12 protein-coding genes, 1 rRNA gene and 1 riboswitch are annotated in these 14,042 nt (G+C 70.5%); of the genes, 12 read left to right on the top strand and 1 reads right to left on the bottom strand.

Annotation, left to right across the window (positions count from 1 at the left end; translation table 11 throughout):
* The 11 genes from rrf to IQ279_RS26330 all read left to right on the top strand — a co-directional run.
* Positions 1 to 97: ribosomal RNA gene (gene rrf, locus IQ279_RS26380) — 5S ribosomal RNA — on the top strand; the annotation flags it as partial.
* A 143-nt stretch (positions 98 to 240) separates the two neighbouring features.
* Entirely contained in the window at positions 241 to 849 is a 609-nt protein-coding gene (clsA, locus tag IQ279_RS26375) for a cardiolipin synthase ClsA (RefSeq protein WP_206351832.1), read from the top strand.
* A 115-nt stretch (positions 850 to 964) separates the two neighbouring features.
* Positions 965 to 3,460: a mannose-1-phosphate guanyltransferase gene (locus tag IQ279_RS26370; protein WP_206351831.1), complete on the top strand. Its 2,496-nt coding sequence runs from the start codon at positions 965 to 967 to the stop codon at positions 3,458 to 3,460.
* A 119-nt stretch (positions 3,461 to 3,579) separates the two neighbouring features.
* Positions 3,580 to 4,488: a DUF881 domain-containing protein gene (locus IQ279_RS26365; RefSeq protein WP_206351830.1), complete on the top strand. Its 909-nt coding sequence runs from the start codon at positions 3,580 to 3,582 to the stop codon at positions 4,486 to 4,488.
* Positions 4,485 to 4,817, top strand: coding sequence for a small basic family protein (locus IQ279_RS26360; protein ID WP_093658545.1), 333 nt, complete (start codon positions 4,485 to 4,487; stop codon positions 4,815 to 4,817). The genes IQ279_RS26365 and IQ279_RS26360 overlap by 4 nt, the downstream gene beginning before the upstream one ends.
* A 7-nt stretch (positions 4,818 to 4,824) precedes the next feature.
* On the top strand, positions 4,825 to 5,661 hold the full coding sequence (locus IQ279_RS26355) for a DUF881 domain-containing protein (RefSeq protein WP_206351829.1): 837 nt from the start codon (positions 4,825 to 4,827) through the stop codon (positions 5,659 to 5,661).
* Positions 5,662 to 5,785: 124 nt separating this feature from the next.
* Complete coding sequence (locus IQ279_RS28345; protein WP_241028796.1) at positions 5,786 to 6,598, top strand: double zinc ribbon and FHA domain-containing protein; 813 nt, start codon at positions 5,786 to 5,788, stop codon at positions 6,596 to 6,598.
* 21 nt (positions 6,599 to 6,619) lie between these two features.
* On the top strand, positions 6,620 to 7,420 hold the full coding sequence (gene ftsR / locus IQ279_RS26345; RefSeq protein WP_206351828.1) for a transcriptional regulator FtsR: 801 nt from the start codon (positions 6,620 to 6,622) through the stop codon (positions 7,418 to 7,420).
* A 108-nt stretch (positions 7,421 to 7,528) separates the two neighbouring features.
* The gene (locus tag IQ279_RS26340) at positions 7,529 to 8,002 is read left to right on the top strand and encodes a bifunctional nuclease family protein (RefSeq protein WP_093658537.1); all 474 of its coding nucleotides are present in this window, start codon (positions 7,529 to 7,531) and stop codon (positions 8,000 to 8,002) included.
* 184 nt (positions 8,003 to 8,186) lie between these two features.
* Entirely contained in the window at positions 8,187 to 8,786 is a 600-nt protein-coding gene (locus tag IQ279_RS26335; protein WP_206351827.1) for a MerR family transcriptional regulator, read from the top strand.
* Between the two features lie 97 nt (positions 8,787 to 8,883).
* A complete protein-coding gene (locus IQ279_RS26330) occupies positions 8,884 to 10,335 on the top strand; it encodes a DNA polymerase IV (RefSeq protein ID WP_206351826.1) in 1,452 nt (483 codons plus the stop codon).
* On the opposite strand, the gene IQ279_RS26325 is transcribed toward IQ279_RS26330, so the two are convergent.
* A complete protein-coding gene (locus tag IQ279_RS26325) occupies positions 10,251 to 10,628 on the bottom strand; it encodes a PRC-barrel domain-containing protein (protein ID WP_206351825.1) in 378 nt (125 codons plus the stop codon). The two genes, IQ279_RS26330 and IQ279_RS26325, sit on opposite strands and share 85 nt — an antisense overlap.
* A gap of 159 nt (positions 10,629 to 10,787) precedes the next feature.
* Positions 10,788 to 10,885: riboswitch (glycine riboswitch) on the top strand.
* Positions 10,886 to 11,065: 180 nt separating this feature from the next.
* On the opposite strand from IQ279_RS26325, the gene gcvP reads away from it, so the two are divergent.
* Positions 11,066 to 13,972: an aminomethyl-transferring glycine dehydrogenase gene (gene gcvP, locus IQ279_RS26320; RefSeq protein WP_206351824.1), complete on the top strand. Its 2,907-nt coding sequence runs from the start codon at positions 11,066 to 11,068 to the stop codon at positions 13,970 to 13,972.
* Positions 13,973 to 14,042 lie beyond the last annotated feature (70 nt).

Genomic DNA, 14,042 nt, shown 5'->3' with positions numbered 1-14,042 from the left:
AGAAACGCCCGGTTACATTCCGAACCCGGAAGCTAAGCCTTTCAGCGCCGATGGTACTGCATGGGGGACCGTGTGGGAGAGTAGGACACCGCCGAACGATTATTGTGAGAATGCCCTGCCGGGTTCCCGGCAGGGCATTCTCGCGTTGTGGCCCGTCTTCGGGGCCCCCTTTCGTTCCTGGCATCGCCCTGCGGGTAAGGTCAGGAGGCATCGTTGGCACGGACTCACAGGAGGTCTTGGGTGGAGGCCCAGGAGACACGCGTCCAGACGGACCGTGTCCTCACCATCCCCAACATCCTCAGCATGGCGCGGCTCGTAGGGGTGCCGCTCTTCCTGTGGCTGATCCTCTGGCCGGAGTTCGGAGGCCCCAACGCCGACGGCTGGGCGCTGCTCGTGCTTGCGCTCAGCGGCGTCAGCGACTATCTGGACGGCAAGCTCGCCCGGCGCTGGAACCAGGTCAGCGGCCTCGGCCGCATCCTCGACCCGGCTGCCGACCGACTGTACGTGCTCTCCACTCTGGTCGGGCTGACATGGCGCGACATCCTCCCGCTCTGGCTCACCGGACTGCTCCTGGCGCGCGAGCTCATGCTGCTGGCGGCCGTCTGGGTCCTCGACCGCCACGGATATGCGCCACCGCAGGTCAACTTCCTGGGGAAAGCCGCCACCTTCAACCTGATGTACGCCTTCCCGCTGTTGCTGCTCAGTGACGGGAACGGATGGCTTCCGTCACTGGCTGCTATTTTCGGATGGGCGTTCGCAGGCTGGGGTACAACCCTGTACTGGTGGGCAGGAATCCTCTATGTGGTTCAAGTCCGCCGACTTGTGAAGGCGGATGCCGCAGCCGACTAGGCCCTGACTCTCGTCGGGGGCTGCGAGACCCGAGTGGCCCTTTAAAGATTCACGGGTCTCTTCGGCCGGGCACAGTCGGCATGTATGTCGTCTCTTCAAGGAGGACGCTTCCGACATGAAGGCCGTCGTAATGGCCGGTGGCGAGGGCACCCGCCTTCGCCCGATGACCGCGAGCATGCCCAAGCCGCTGCTGCCAGTGGCCAACAGGCCCATCATGGAGCATGTGCTGCGGCTGCTCAAGCGGCACGGTCTCACCGAGACCGTGGTGACCGTACAGTTCCTGGCTTCGCTGGTCAAGAACTATTTCGGTGACGGCGAGGAGCTCGGGATGGAGCTCACCTACGCCAATGAGGAAAAACCTCTGGGAACCGCAGGCAGTGTCAAGAACGCAGAGGAAGCCCTCAAGGACGACTCATTCCTCGTCATTTCCGGTGACGCTCTCACCGACTTTGACCTGACCGAACTCATCAATTTCCACCGAGAACGCGGCGCGATGGTGACCGTGTGTCTCACCAGGGTGCCCAATCCGCTCGAGTTCGGCATCACGATCGTCGACGACGAGGGGAAGGTCGAGCGTTTCCTGGAGAAGCCCACCTGGGGCCAGGTCTTCTCCGACACCGTGAACACCGGCATCTACGTCATGGAGCCGGAAGTCTTCGACTACGTCGACCCCGATGTCCCCGTGGACTGGTCCGGCGACGTCTTTCCGCAGCTCATGAAGGAAGGCAAGCCGGTCTACGGCTATGTCGCCGAGGGCTACTGGGAGGACGTCGGCACCCACGAGAGCTATGTCAAGGCACAGGCCGACGTTCTCGAGGGGAAAGTCGACGTTGAGACCGACGGATTCGAGATCTCCCCGGGGGTCTGGATCGCGGAAGGCGCGGAAGTACATCCTGACGCGGTACTGCGCGGACCGCTGTATGTGGGCGACTACGCCAAGGTGGAAGCCGGCGCCGAACTGCGGGAGCACACGGTCATCGGCTCCAATGTGGTGGTCAAAAGCGGTGCTTTCCTGCACAGGGCCGTCGTCCACGACAACGTCTACATCGGTCCGCAGTCCAATCTCCGAGGTTGCGTCATCGGCAAGAACACCGACGTGATGAGGGCTGCCCGGATCGAGGACGGTGCGGTCATCGGTGACGAGTGCCTGGTGGGCGAGGAGTCCATCGTCCAGGGCAACGTCCGGGTCTACCCCTTCAAGACGGTCGAGGCCGGTGCCTTCGTCAACACGTCGGTCATCTGGGAGTCGCGAGGCCAGGCCCATCTGTTCGGCGCTCGCGGCGTCTCCGGCATCCTCAATGTGGAGATCACGCCGGAGTTGGCCGTACGGCTGGCCGGAGCGTACGCCACGACGCTGAAGAAGGGGTCGACGGTCACCACGGCCCGCGACCACTCCCGAGGCGCTCGTGCCCTGAAGCGTGCGGTGATCTCCGCCCTCCAGGCGAGTGCCATCGATGTGCGGGACCTGGAGAACGTGCCGTTGCCGGTGGCCCGGCAGCAGACCGCGAGAGGCAGCGCCGGCGGCATCATGATCCGTACGACGCCGGGCGTCCCGGATTCCGTCGACATCATGTTCTTCGACGAGCGGGGCGCCGACCTCTCGCAGGCGGGGCAGCGCAAACTGGACCGTGTCTACGCCCGCCAGGAGTACCGCAGGGCGTTCCCGGGAGAGATCGGAGACCTGAGCTTTCCGGCCAGTGTGTTCGACTCCTACACGGGGACGCTGCTGCGGGCGGTGGACACCACCGGTGTCGCCGAGTCCGGTCTCAAGGTGGTCGTGGACGCCTCCAACGGAAGCGCCGGCCTCGTCCTGCCCAGCCTGCTCGGTCGGCTCGGCGTCGACTCGCTGACGATCAACCCGGGGCTGGACGAGGCGCGGCCGACCGAGACGGCCGACACCCGCCGGGCCGGGCTGGTGCGGCTGGGGGAGATCGTGGCGTCGGCCCGGGCGGCCTTCGGCGTCCGGTTCGACCCCGTGGGCGAGAAGATCTCCCTGGTGGACGAGCGCGGCACGATCATCGAGGACCAGCGGGCGCTGCTGGTGATGCTCGACCTGATCGCCGCGGAGCGGCGCAGCGGGAAGGTCGCCCTGCCGGTGACCACGACCCGCATCGCCGAGCAGGTGGCCGCCTACCACGGCACCCAGGTGGAGTGGACCACGACCTCGCCGGACGATCTCACCAGGGTCGGAAGGGACGAGGCCACCGTCTTCGGCGGCGACGGCCGGGGCGGGTTCATCGTGCCTGAGTTCAGCAGTGTGTTCGACGGCACGGCGGCCTTCGCGCGCCTGCTCGGACTCGTGGCCCGTACCCAGCTCACCCTGAGCCAGATCGACGCCCGTATCCCGCAGGCCCACGTGCTGCGCCGCGACCTGGCCACCCCCTGGGCGGTCAAGGGCCTGGTCATGCGCCGGGTCGTCGAGGCCGCGGGGGAACGTTTCGTCGACACGACCGACGGCGTACGCGTGGTGGAGTCCGACGGGCGCTGGGTCATGGTGCTGCCGGATCCGGCCGAGGCGGTCACCCATCTGTGGGCCGAGGGACCTGACGACGCCTCCGCGCAGGCGCTGCTCGACGAGTGGTCGGCGGTGGTCGACAGCGCCGGGCGCTGACGGCCCGACGTTTTCCAGGGGCGCGTGAGCCCCGGAACACCGCGGTACCGTACCGCCGAACGGACGCGCTCCGGCGCTGTGGAGGCCCTGTTCGGCGGTACGGCCCTCGACGTGCGACGATGTGCGGCATGTCGCAGCAGCACCCCGTACGGAGTACACCCTCGAGGCCTGCGCGACCCGACGCTTCCATGTCGCTGCTCACCAACGTGATGGAGCACAGCCTCGACGACGGCTACGCGGAAGCGGCGGCCCGCAGGGGCGCCGAGGGCCGGCCCGGCCTGCCCCGCACGCTGCGGGGGAGGCTCATCCTGGCCGCCGGTCTCGTCCTGGTCGCGCTGGTGGTCACGCTGGGGGCCGCCCAGGCACGTTTCGAGGCGCCCACGGAGGCGCGGGAGCGGCAGGAGCTGATCGACCGCATCGAGGACGGCAGCCGGGACGCGGACGGCCTGCAGAGCAGTGTGGACGGCCTCCGTGAGGAGGTCGCGGCCATGCAGCGCGAGGCGCTTCAGGAACACGGCGGCGACCGCGGCGAAGTGGTCGCGCTGCTGGCCGGGGCGGTGCCGGTCGAGGGGCCGGGGATCAGGCTCGTCGTCGACGACGCCGAGGACTCCGGACCGGGCGAGGGCGGAGGGCCGCGCCAGAGCACCGGCTTCGCCGACACCGGGCGGGTACGGGACAGGGACCTCCAGAGGGTCGTCAACGGGCTGTGGGAGTCGGGAGCCGAGGCGATCTCGGTCAACGGACAGCGGCTGACGGCCCTGTCCGCCATCCGTGCCGCAGGCGACGCCATACTCGTCGACAACAAACCACTGGTGCCTCCGTACACCCTGCTCGCGGTGGGTGACGGCGAGGACCTGAGCGAAACCTTCCAGGACAGTGACGACGGCCTGTACCTGGAGGTGCTCCAGGACAACTACGGCATCCGCACCGGCATCTCCGTCCAGGACAGGGTGCGGCTGCCGGCCGCGCCCAGCCTCACCGTTCGTACGGCAGAGCCCGTGAAAACAGGAAAGGGCAGCACATCGTGATCGCCGTTCTGGGCCTCATCGTGGGAGTCGTGGCCGGACTCCTGGTCCGTCCCGTGGTGCCGACGGTCGTCGAGCCCTACCTGCCGATCGCCGTCGTGGCGGCACTGGACGCGGTCTTCGGCGGACTGCGTGCGATGCTGGACGGCATCTTCGACGACAAGGTCTTCGTGGTGTCCTTCCTGTCGAACGTGGTGGTGGCGGCACTGATCGTCTTCCTCGGCGACAAACTCGGTGTCGGTGCGCAGTTGTCGACGGGCGTCGTGGTGGTGCTGGGCATCCGTATCTTCTCCAATGCCGCCGCCATCCGGCGGCATGTGTTCCGGGCGTGAGTGAGCGATGAGCGACGACAGGACGACACCACCGGGTATGGGCCCGGAGGAGGAGCGCGGTGGGACCGCCGCGGGGCCGGGGGAGCCCGCGGAGGGCACCGCCCCGGTCGGCGGGAGCCCTTCTCCGGACGGACGCGAGCGGCTGGTCCGCGGGCTGTGGCCACCACGGGTGAACCGAAACCAACTCACCGTGGCGCTGCTGCTGTTCGTCCTCGGTCTGGGGCTCGCCATCCAGGTCCGCTCCACCAGCGAGAACAGCCCGCTGCGCGGTGCGCGGCAGGAGGACCTCGTGCGGATCCTGGACGAGCTCGACAGCCGCACCCAGCGGCTGGAGGAGGAGAAGCGGACGCTGGAGAACCAGAAGTCCGAGCTGGAGAACAGCTCGGACCAGGCGGAGGAGGCGCGTCGGCAGACCGAGGAAAGGGCGCGGCAGCTGGGTGTGCTGGCGGGCACGGTCGCGGCCGAGGGGCCGGGCATCCGGATGGTGGTTGACGACGCCGCGGGCACGGTCGAGGCTCACATGCTGCTGGACGCGATCCAGGAACTGCGTGCCGCGGGCGCCGAGGCGATCGAGGTCAACGGTGTACGGGTGGTGACGAGCACCCACTTCACCGACGGTGGCGGCGGCATCAGGGTCGACGGCCGCGAGGTGGTCTCGCCCTACCGTTTCGAGGTCATCGGCAAGCCGCAGGACCTCGAGCCGGCGCTCAACATCCCGGGCGGTGTCGTCCAGTCCCTGGAGAAGGAGCAGGCCACCGTGTCCATAACCCGTTCAGAGAAGATCGTCGTGGATGCCTTGCGGTCGGCGAAGCGGCCTGACTACGCTCAGTCGTCATCGCAGTGAGCCGACGCGTGAAGAAACCGGGGGGTCGGCGCGCTTGCCGGCCTGCGGGTAAGGGAAACTGTCCGAAGGCCAGGGACGTTGTGAGGGCGTCCGGTTCGGCCACCGTGAGCATCGAGGGTCTGTCCTGCCCCACGGGCGGGTCTGTTTCGTGCGAGGGGAATCGCCCGTGAGTTTTCTTGGGAAGTTGTTCGGTAGTAAGCGTCAGGGAGCCGGGGACGGTGCCCGGCACCGTGCGCCGCGTGGCGGCGAGCCCGCGGCGGAGGGGGCGGAACGCCCGCTCTTCCGTGACGAGGTCGCGCCCGGCCACGATTCGAGTGGTCACGGCCCTGTCTCTGTTGACCGGGAAGCGTCCGGCCGCATAGGTTCCGAGGCACCGTCAGCTTCGAGTACGGGTGGAGGAGGCGACTTGCCGGTCTGTGCCAGGTGCGGTACCCGCGCCGCCGAGGCGAGCCGTTTCTGCTCCAACTGCGGAGCGCCGCTGCGGGGAGGTGCCGCACCCGAGCGTTCCTCGGAGACGACCTCCACCATCTCGATCTCGGGCATCGAGGCCTACGACGCGGAGATGACGGGACAGACGGCGCTGCCGTCGCTGTCCCCCGAGGCCCAGGCGGCCGTGGACGCGCTGCCGATGGGCTCGGCGCTGCTGGTGGTGCGCCGGGGGCCGAACTCCGGCAGCCGCTTTCTGCTGGACAGCGAGCTGACGACGGCGGGCCGCCACCCCGAGAGCGACATCTTCCTGGACGACGTGACCGTCTCCCGCCGTCATGTGGAGTTCCGGCGTGGCCCGGACGGCCGGTTCACCGTCGCCGACGTCGGCAGTCTCAACGGCACGTATGTCAACCGTGAGCGGATCGACTCGGTCGTGCTCAACAACGGTGACGAGGTCCAGATCGGGAAGTACAGGCTGGTCTTCTTCGCGAGCCAGCGCACCGTCTGACCCACCGCCCCGGGGGCGTCCATGCTGCAATCACGGTCCGGCGGTGCCCGCAGGGGCACCGCCGCCGCGAAGTCGGCTCCGATGAGCATCGGAGCCGTGCTCAACCTGCTGCGGGACGAGTTCCCCGAGGTGACCATCTCCAAGATCCGTTTCCTGGAGTCCGAGGGGCTGGTGGAGCCGCAGCGGACGCCGTCGGGGTACCGCAAGTTCACCACGGCGGATGTGGAGCGGCTGAGCCGGGTGCTGCGGATGCAGCGCGACCACTATCTGCCGCTGCGGGTCATCAAGGAGCATCTCGAAGCGCTCGACCGCGGCGAGGAGGTGGCCCCGCCCGGCCCGGCGAGGCCGTCCGACGCCATCGATCCATTCGACTCGCGGGAGGGGGGCCCGGCTTCGGCCGCCGCCCCGCGGGACCGCGATCCGGACGGACCGGCCGACGCGGACACCCCCCGTACGGCGCGTGTGGGGCGCGCGGAGCTCCTGGCCGCCGTCGGGGCGGAGGAGGAGCAGCTCGCCGAGTGGGAGTCCTACGGCCTGATCGGTTCCGGAGGGGACGGCGGTTACGACGCCGAGGCCGTGGCCGTCGCCCGGATCGTCGCGGACCTGGGCCGGTACGGTCTGGAGCCGCGGCATCTGCGGGTGGTGAAGGCTTCCGCGGAGCGGGAGGCCGGGCTGGTGGAGCAGGTCGTGGCGCCGCTGCGGCGGCACCGAAATCCCCAGACCAGGGCGCACGCCGAGACGACCGCGCGGGAACTGGCGACACTGGCCGTACGGCTGCACGCGGCCCTGGTGCGGTCGGCGCTGAAGGCACGGCCGCGCTGACACGGGCCCGGCACCGGGCCGGCACTGCGCCGACAATGGGCCTGCCATGGGCCGGGTCACGGGGTGCCCGACTACCCAAAGGGGGCGCGCACGTCCTAGGGTTGCTGTGTGAACGAGCTCGACGTTGTGGGTGTCCGGGTCGAAATGCCCTCCAACCAGCCGATCGTTCTCCTGCGAGAGGTGGGAGGCGACCGGTACCTTCCCATCTGGATCGGTCCTGGGGAGGCGACAGCGATCGCCTTCGCCCAGCAGGGTATGACGCCCGCCCGCCCGCTGACCCATGACCTGTTCAAGGACGTTCTGGAGGCGGTCGGGCAGGAGCTCACCGCCGTGAGGATCACCGACCTCAGAGAGGGCGTCTTCTATGCCGAGCTGGTCTTCGCCAGCGGTGTGGAGGTGAGTGCCCGCCCGTCCGACGCCATAGCGCTGGCCCTGCGCACCGGGACGCCGATCTACGGCAGCGACGGTGTGCTGGACGACGCCGGGATCGCGATTCCGGACGAGCAGGAGGACGAGGTGGAGAAGTTCCGCGAGTTCCTCGACCAGATCTCCCCGGAGGACTTCGGCACCAGTAACCAGTGAGCGCCGCCGACGTCAGGCCATTCCGGCACCCATTCCCGCGATGGGGACACGCAAAACCACTCCTTGGGTGATTATCACTCGGCGTGCCGAGTGTGGCGATCGTTGACGCACCCCGAGTGACTGCCTACCGTCGATTGGGCAGGTCCCGGGCATATCCGCGGGACGTGAAGGACGGAGGGTCGGCGTGGGAAGCACCGGCGACAGCAGGGCGGCGGGCGATCCGTATCCGTTGCGCGGATCCTCCATACGGCCTACCGCCCGGTCCGCCCCCACCGCACAGGGCACCGGACCCGAGCCGGTCGGCTACCGAGGGCCGACGGCTTGCGCGGCCGCGGGCATCACCTACCGGCAGCTGGACTACTGGGCCCGTACCGGTCTGGTCGAGCCCAGCGTCCGCCCGGCGTACGGCTCGGGCACCCAGCGGCTCTACAGCTTCCGCGACGTGGTCGTGCTGAAGATCGTCAAGCGGCTTCTGGACGCCGGGGTGTCGCTGCAGAACATCCGTGCCGCCGTAAGGCACCTGCGCTCGCGCGGGGTCGGGGACCTGGAGCGGATGACGCTCATGAGCGACGGCGCGACGGTCTACGAGTGCTCATCGCCCGACGAGGTCGTCGACCTCCTCCAGGGCGGTCAGGGCGTCTTCGGGATCGCGGTCGGCGTGGTGTGGCGGGACGTCGAAGCCGCCCTGTCCCGGCTGCACGCCGAGCGGGTCGACACCGGGGAGACCATCGTCGGGGACAACCCGGCCGACGAACTGGCGCGCCGCCGCAACCGGGCGGGATGACCCGGCGCGACGACCGGACCACCGGTACTGTCCGGCGGGGCGGAGCAGGCGGACGACGCGGCCGTCCCCGTCAGTGATGTAGGGCAGTATCAAAGGTGTGAGAGGGACACCGACGGTCCTGCATCTGGACATGGACGCCTTCTACGCCGCCGTTGAGCAGGCGGCCAAGCCCAGTCTGCGCGGAAAGCCCGTGATCGTCGGTGGCCTCGGGCCGCGGGGGGTGGTCGCCACCGCCTCCTACGAGGCCCGTGTCTTCGGGGTGCACTCGGCGATGCCGATGGCACAGGCCCGCCGGCTGTGTCCGAACGCCGCCTACCTCACCCCCCGTTTCGGGCTCTACCGCCGCGTCAGCGAGGTGGTGATGGGACTGCTGCGCGAGCTGTCGCCGCTGGTGGAGCCGCTCAGCCTGGACGAGGCGTTCGTGGACCTCCAGGCGGGCGGGGCGGCGGGGGAGACGGGGCGGTGGTCCGCCGACGCCGCCCGCGCCGTGGGCGAACGACTGCGCCGGGACATCCGTGCCGTCACCGGACTCTGCGGCTCGGTGGGGCTGGCCGGATCCAAGATGCTCGCCAAGATCGCCTCGGAGCAGGCCAAGCCCGACGGGTTGGTGGTGATCTCGCCGGGCACCGAGCGGGCGCTGCTGGCGCCGATGCCGGTGCGCACACTGCCCGGTGTCGGGCCCGCCACCGCCCAGACCCTGCGCCGGTCAGGGATAGCCACTGTCGGCGAGATCGCCGAGGCGGGAGAGGCGGAACTGGTCCGCCTGCTGGGCCGGGCGCACGGCGGAGCGCTGTACACGATGGCGCGGGGGATCGACGAACGGCCCGTGGTCGCCGAGCGCGACGCCAAGTCGGTCTCGGCCGAGGACACCTTCGACACCGACCTCACCGACCGCGCCAGGATCCAGGCGGAGATCGCACGGCTCGCCGACCGCTGCGTCGCGCGGCTGCGGGCGGCGGGACGCAGCGGGCGCACGGTGGTGGTCAAGATCCGCAGCTACGACTTCTCCACGCTCACCCGCTCCGAGACGCTGCGCGGCCCGACCGACGACCCGGCGGTGGTGAGGGAGGCCGCCGCCCGGCTCGTCGGGGGCGTGGACACCACCGCCGGGGTGAGGCTGCTGGGAGTCGGGGTGAGCGGGCTGGCCGACTTCACCCAGGAGGACCTGTTCGCCCAGGCCGGTACTCGGGCCGCCGGGCTCCTCGGCGCGGACCGGCCGCCGAGCCCCGCTCCGCCTGCGGTGGGCGGACCGGCGGCCGGGAGGGAAACATGGGAGGTACGGCACTGGCTGCCCGGCCTGGACATACGGCATGCGAGGTACGGGCCGGGCTGGGTGCAGGGCAGTGGTCTGGGGCGGGTCACGGTGCGGTTCGAGCAGCCCGGGTCGCCGCCGGGCCGGGTGCGCACCTTCGCGGTGGACGATCCGGAGCTGGAGCCCTCCGAGCCGCTACCCCCATGGGGCGGTCAGGCCTCGGAGCCCGCGATCCGCCCGAACGTCATGTCCTCGTCGGAGGCGGGCGCGGCGGCGCCGGGCACCCCCAGCCCGTAGTGGCGGTAGAGCTGCAGTTCCTGCTCGGGGGAGAGATGGCGGCCCACGCCGAAGTCCGGCGCCTCCCTCACCAGGGAGCGCTCGAAGGGCACCTTCAGCGCCCCGTCCGCCACCTCGCTGGGTTCCAGCGGGACGAAGGCGTCACGGCTGAAGAACCCGGTGCGCACGGCCGCCCACTCGGGGATGCCGGTGGCGTCGTCGAGGTACACCTCGTCCACGGTCCCTATCTTCTGTCCGGTGCTGTCGAACGCCTTGAGGCCTATCAGATCCCGCGGGTCGATGTCGGTCTGCATGGTGGTCCCTCCAACTCCTCGCACGAGAAGGCGCCTGCTCGCGAACAGTCGCCACAAACAACGAAACGGCACATTCGGCGCATCGGCCACTCGGGCAGACGGGCGGGAACCGCGGCCGTGTCGACGCCGACGAGCGCTGGTAGGCTCTGAAGTGGCTGTTGACCCCGAGCGGGAGAGTCCTCCGGTGACAGTGCCGGGGGCGCCGAAGGAGCAAATCCTCCCCGGAATCTCTCAGGCTCACGTACCGCGCGGGTGAGGTCACTCTGGAAAGCAGGGCGGGCCACGACGGACGACGCCGCAGCCCCCCTCACCGACGGTGAAAACCGGGCCGCGCGCGGGCCGGTGAAGCTCTCAGGTCGTGATGACAGAGGGGGAGGCCGTCGGGGCACCCGCGCCGCGGTGTCCCTCGCAGGTCGCGCAGACCAGGAGGCCTCCAGATGACAGCAGACCGCACTCCTCCCGCCACCTCCCTCGCGGAGCTGGAGCGGGGCACTCCCTTCGAGGAGCGCCACATCGGCCCCGACGCCGGCGAGCAGGCCAAGATGCTCGCCCAGGTCGGCTACGGATCGCTGGACGAGCTGGCGGCCGCCGCCGTACCGGAGGTGATCAGGAGCACCGAGGCGCTGGACCTGCCAGCGGCCCGCGGCGAGGCGGAGGTCCTGGCGGAGCTGCGCTCCCTGGCCGGGCGCAACCAGGTGCTGGACTCCATGATCGGCCTGGGCTACCACGGCACCTTCACCCCGCCGGTCATCCTGCGCAACGTCATGGAGAACCCCGCCTGGTACACGGCCTACACCCCGTACCAGCCGGAGATCTCGCAGGGGCGCCTGGAGGCGCTGCTGAACTTCCAGACCGTGGTCGCCGACCTGACCGGGCTGCCGACCTCGGGGGCCTCGCTGCTGGACGAGGGCACCGCGGCGGCCGAGGCCATGGCGCTGTCCCGGCGCGTGGGCAAGGTCAGACAGGGCGTCTTCCTGATCGACGCCGACTGCCTGCCGCAGACCATCGCCGTGATCGAGACCCGCGCCGAGCCCACCGGGGTGGAGGTCGTCGTCGCCGACCTGTCCGGCGGTATCCCCGCCGAGGTCGCCGAACGGGGTGTCTTCGGCGTGCTGCTGCAGTACCCGGGCGCCTCCGGTGCCGTGCGCGACCTGCGCGCCGTGATCGAGGAGGCGCACGGGCTGGGCGCGGTCGTCACCGTCGCAGCCGACCTGCTCGCCCTCACCCTGCTGACCTCCCCCGGCGAGCTGGGTGCCGACATCGCGGTGGGATCCAGCCAGCGCTTCGGCGTGCCGATGGGGTTCGGCGGGCCGCACGCCGGGTTCATGGCGGTGCGGGAGAAGTTCGCGCGCAACCTGCCCGGCCGCCTGGTGGGCGTCTCGGTGGACGCCGACGGCACCAGGGCCTACCGCCTGGCCCTGCAGACCCGGGAGCAGCACATCCGCCGGGAGAAGGCCACCAGCAACATCTGCACCGCCCAGGTGCTGCTCGCCGTGATGGCGGGGATGTACGCCGTCCACCACGGCCCCGACGGGCTGGCCGCCATCGCCCGCCGCACCCACCGCTACGCCGCCGTCCTCGCCCAGGGGCTGCGCGAGGGCGGCGTCGAGGTCGTCCACGACACGTTCTTCGACACCGTCACCGCACGGGTGCCGGGCCGGGCCGCCGAGGTCGTCGCCGCCGCCCGCGAGGCCGGGGTCAACCTGCGGCTGACCGACGCCGACCACGTCGGCGTCGCCTGCGACGAGACCACCGGACGCGCGCAGCTCGCCGCCGTGTGGGGCGCCTTCGGTGTGGAGTCCGGGGCCGGGGACGCCGAGGCGCTGGACGAGGCCGCCGGCCAGGTGCTGCCCACCGCCCTGCTGCGCACCGACGAGTACCTGACCCACCCGGTCTTCCACCGGCACCGCTCCGAGACGTCGATGCTGCGCTACCTGCGCCGGCTGGCCGACCGGGACTACGCGCTGGACCGCGGCATGATCCCGCTGGGCTCGTGCACCATGAAGCTCAACGCGACCACCGAGATGGAGCCGGTCACCTGGCCGGAGTTCGGCGCACTGCACCCCTTCGCGCCCGCCGAGCAGGCCGAGGGCTACCTGACGCTGATCCGCGAGCTGGAGGAGCGGCTGGCCGAGGTCACCGGTTACGACAAGGTCTCCATCCAGCCCAACGCCGGCTCCCAGGGCGAGCTGGCGGGCCTGCTGGCGGTACGGGCGTACCACCGGGCGAACGGCCAGGCCGGCCGTACCGTCTGCCTGATCCCCTCCTCCGCACACGGCACCAACGCCGCCAGCGCCGTGATGGCCGGGATGAAGGTCGTCGTCGTGGGGACCGGCGAGAACGGCGACGTGGACGTCGAGGACCTGCGGGCCAAGATCGACAAGCACCGCGAGGAGCTGGCGGTGCTCATGGTCACCTACCCCTCCACTCACGGTGTGTTCGAGGAGCACATCACCGACATCTGCGCGGCCGTGCACGAGGCGGGCGGACAGGTCTACGTGGACGGGGCCAACCTCAACGCGCTGGTGGGCCTGGCCAAGCCGGGGAAGTTCGGCGCTGACGTCTCCCACCTGAACCTGCACAAGACCTTCTGCATCCCGCACGGCGGCGGCGGTCCGGGCGTCGGCCCGGTGGCCGTCCGCTCCCACCTGGCGCCGTACCTGCCCAACCACCCGCTCCAGCCCGCGGCCGGCCCCGAGACGGGCGTGGGACCGATCTCGGCGGCGCCCTGGGGCTCGGCGGGTATCCTGCCCATCTCGTGGGCGTACGTGCGCCTGATGGGCGCCGAGGGGCTGCGCCGGGCCACCCAGGTGGCCGTGCTCGGGGCCAACTACGTCGCCAAGCGGCTGGAGCCGCACTACCCGGTGCTCTACACCGGCCCGGGCGGCCTGGTGGCGCACGAGTGCATCATCGACGTCCGCCCGCTGACCAAGGCCACCGGGGTCAGCATCGACGACGTGGCCAAGCGGCTGATCGACTACGGCTTCCACGCCCCGACGATGTCCTTCCCCGTGGCGGGGACGCTGATGATCGAGCCCACCGAGAGCGAGGACCTGGCGGAGCTGGACCGCTTCTGCGACGCGATGATCGCGATCCGGGCCGAGATCGAGAAGGTCGCCTCGGGGGAGTGGGACGCGCAGGACAACCCGCTGCGCAACGCCCCGCACACCGCCGCGCAGCTCGCCGGAGGGTGGGAGCACTCCTACGGGCGCGAGGAGGCGGCGTTCCCGGCCGGCGTCGCGGCGGCCGACAAGTACTGGCCGCCGGTGCGGCGCATCGACGGCGCTTACGGCGACCGCAACCTGGTTTGCTCGTGCCCCCCGATGGACGAGTACGAGGGCTGAGCCGCGACCGAGCGTGCCCACAGGGGCGGGCCCCGCCGCACGGCGGGGCCCGCCCCTGTGGCGGTGCGGC

This window comes from Streptomyces verrucosisporus (assembly GCF_017114865.1).
Taxonomy (GTDB): domain Bacteria; phylum Actinomycetota; class Actinomycetes; order Streptomycetales; family Streptomycetaceae; genus Streptomyces; species Streptomyces fenghuangensis.
The sequence above is the reverse complement of the archived record's forward strand: the minus strand, read 5'-3'. Positions and strand labels throughout refer to the sequence as shown.

Coding starts and splice junctions, on each gene's coding strand:
- IQ279_RS26370 (WP_206351831.1), top strand. CDS start 965: ATGAAGGCCGTCGTAATGGCCGGTGGCGAGGGCACCCGCCTTCGCCCG.
- IQ279_RS26325 (WP_206351825.1), bottom strand. CDS start 10,628: ATGCAGACCGACATCGACCCGCGGGATCTGATAGGCCTCAAGGCGTTC.
- IQ279_RS26365 (WP_206351830.1), top strand. CDS start 3,580: ATGTGCGGCATGTCGCAGCAGCACCCCGTACGGAGTACACCCTCGAGG.
- ftsR (WP_206351828.1), top strand. CDS start 6,620: ATGCTGCAATCACGGTCCGGCGGTGCCCGCAGGGGCACCGCCGCCGCG.
- gcvP (WP_206351824.1), top strand. CDS start 11,066: ATGACAGCAGACCGCACTCCTCCCGCCACCTCCCTCGCGGAGCTGGAG.
- IQ279_RS26355 (WP_206351829.1), top strand. CDS start 4,825: ATGAGCGACGACAGGACGACACCACCGGGTATGGGCCCGGAGGAGGAG.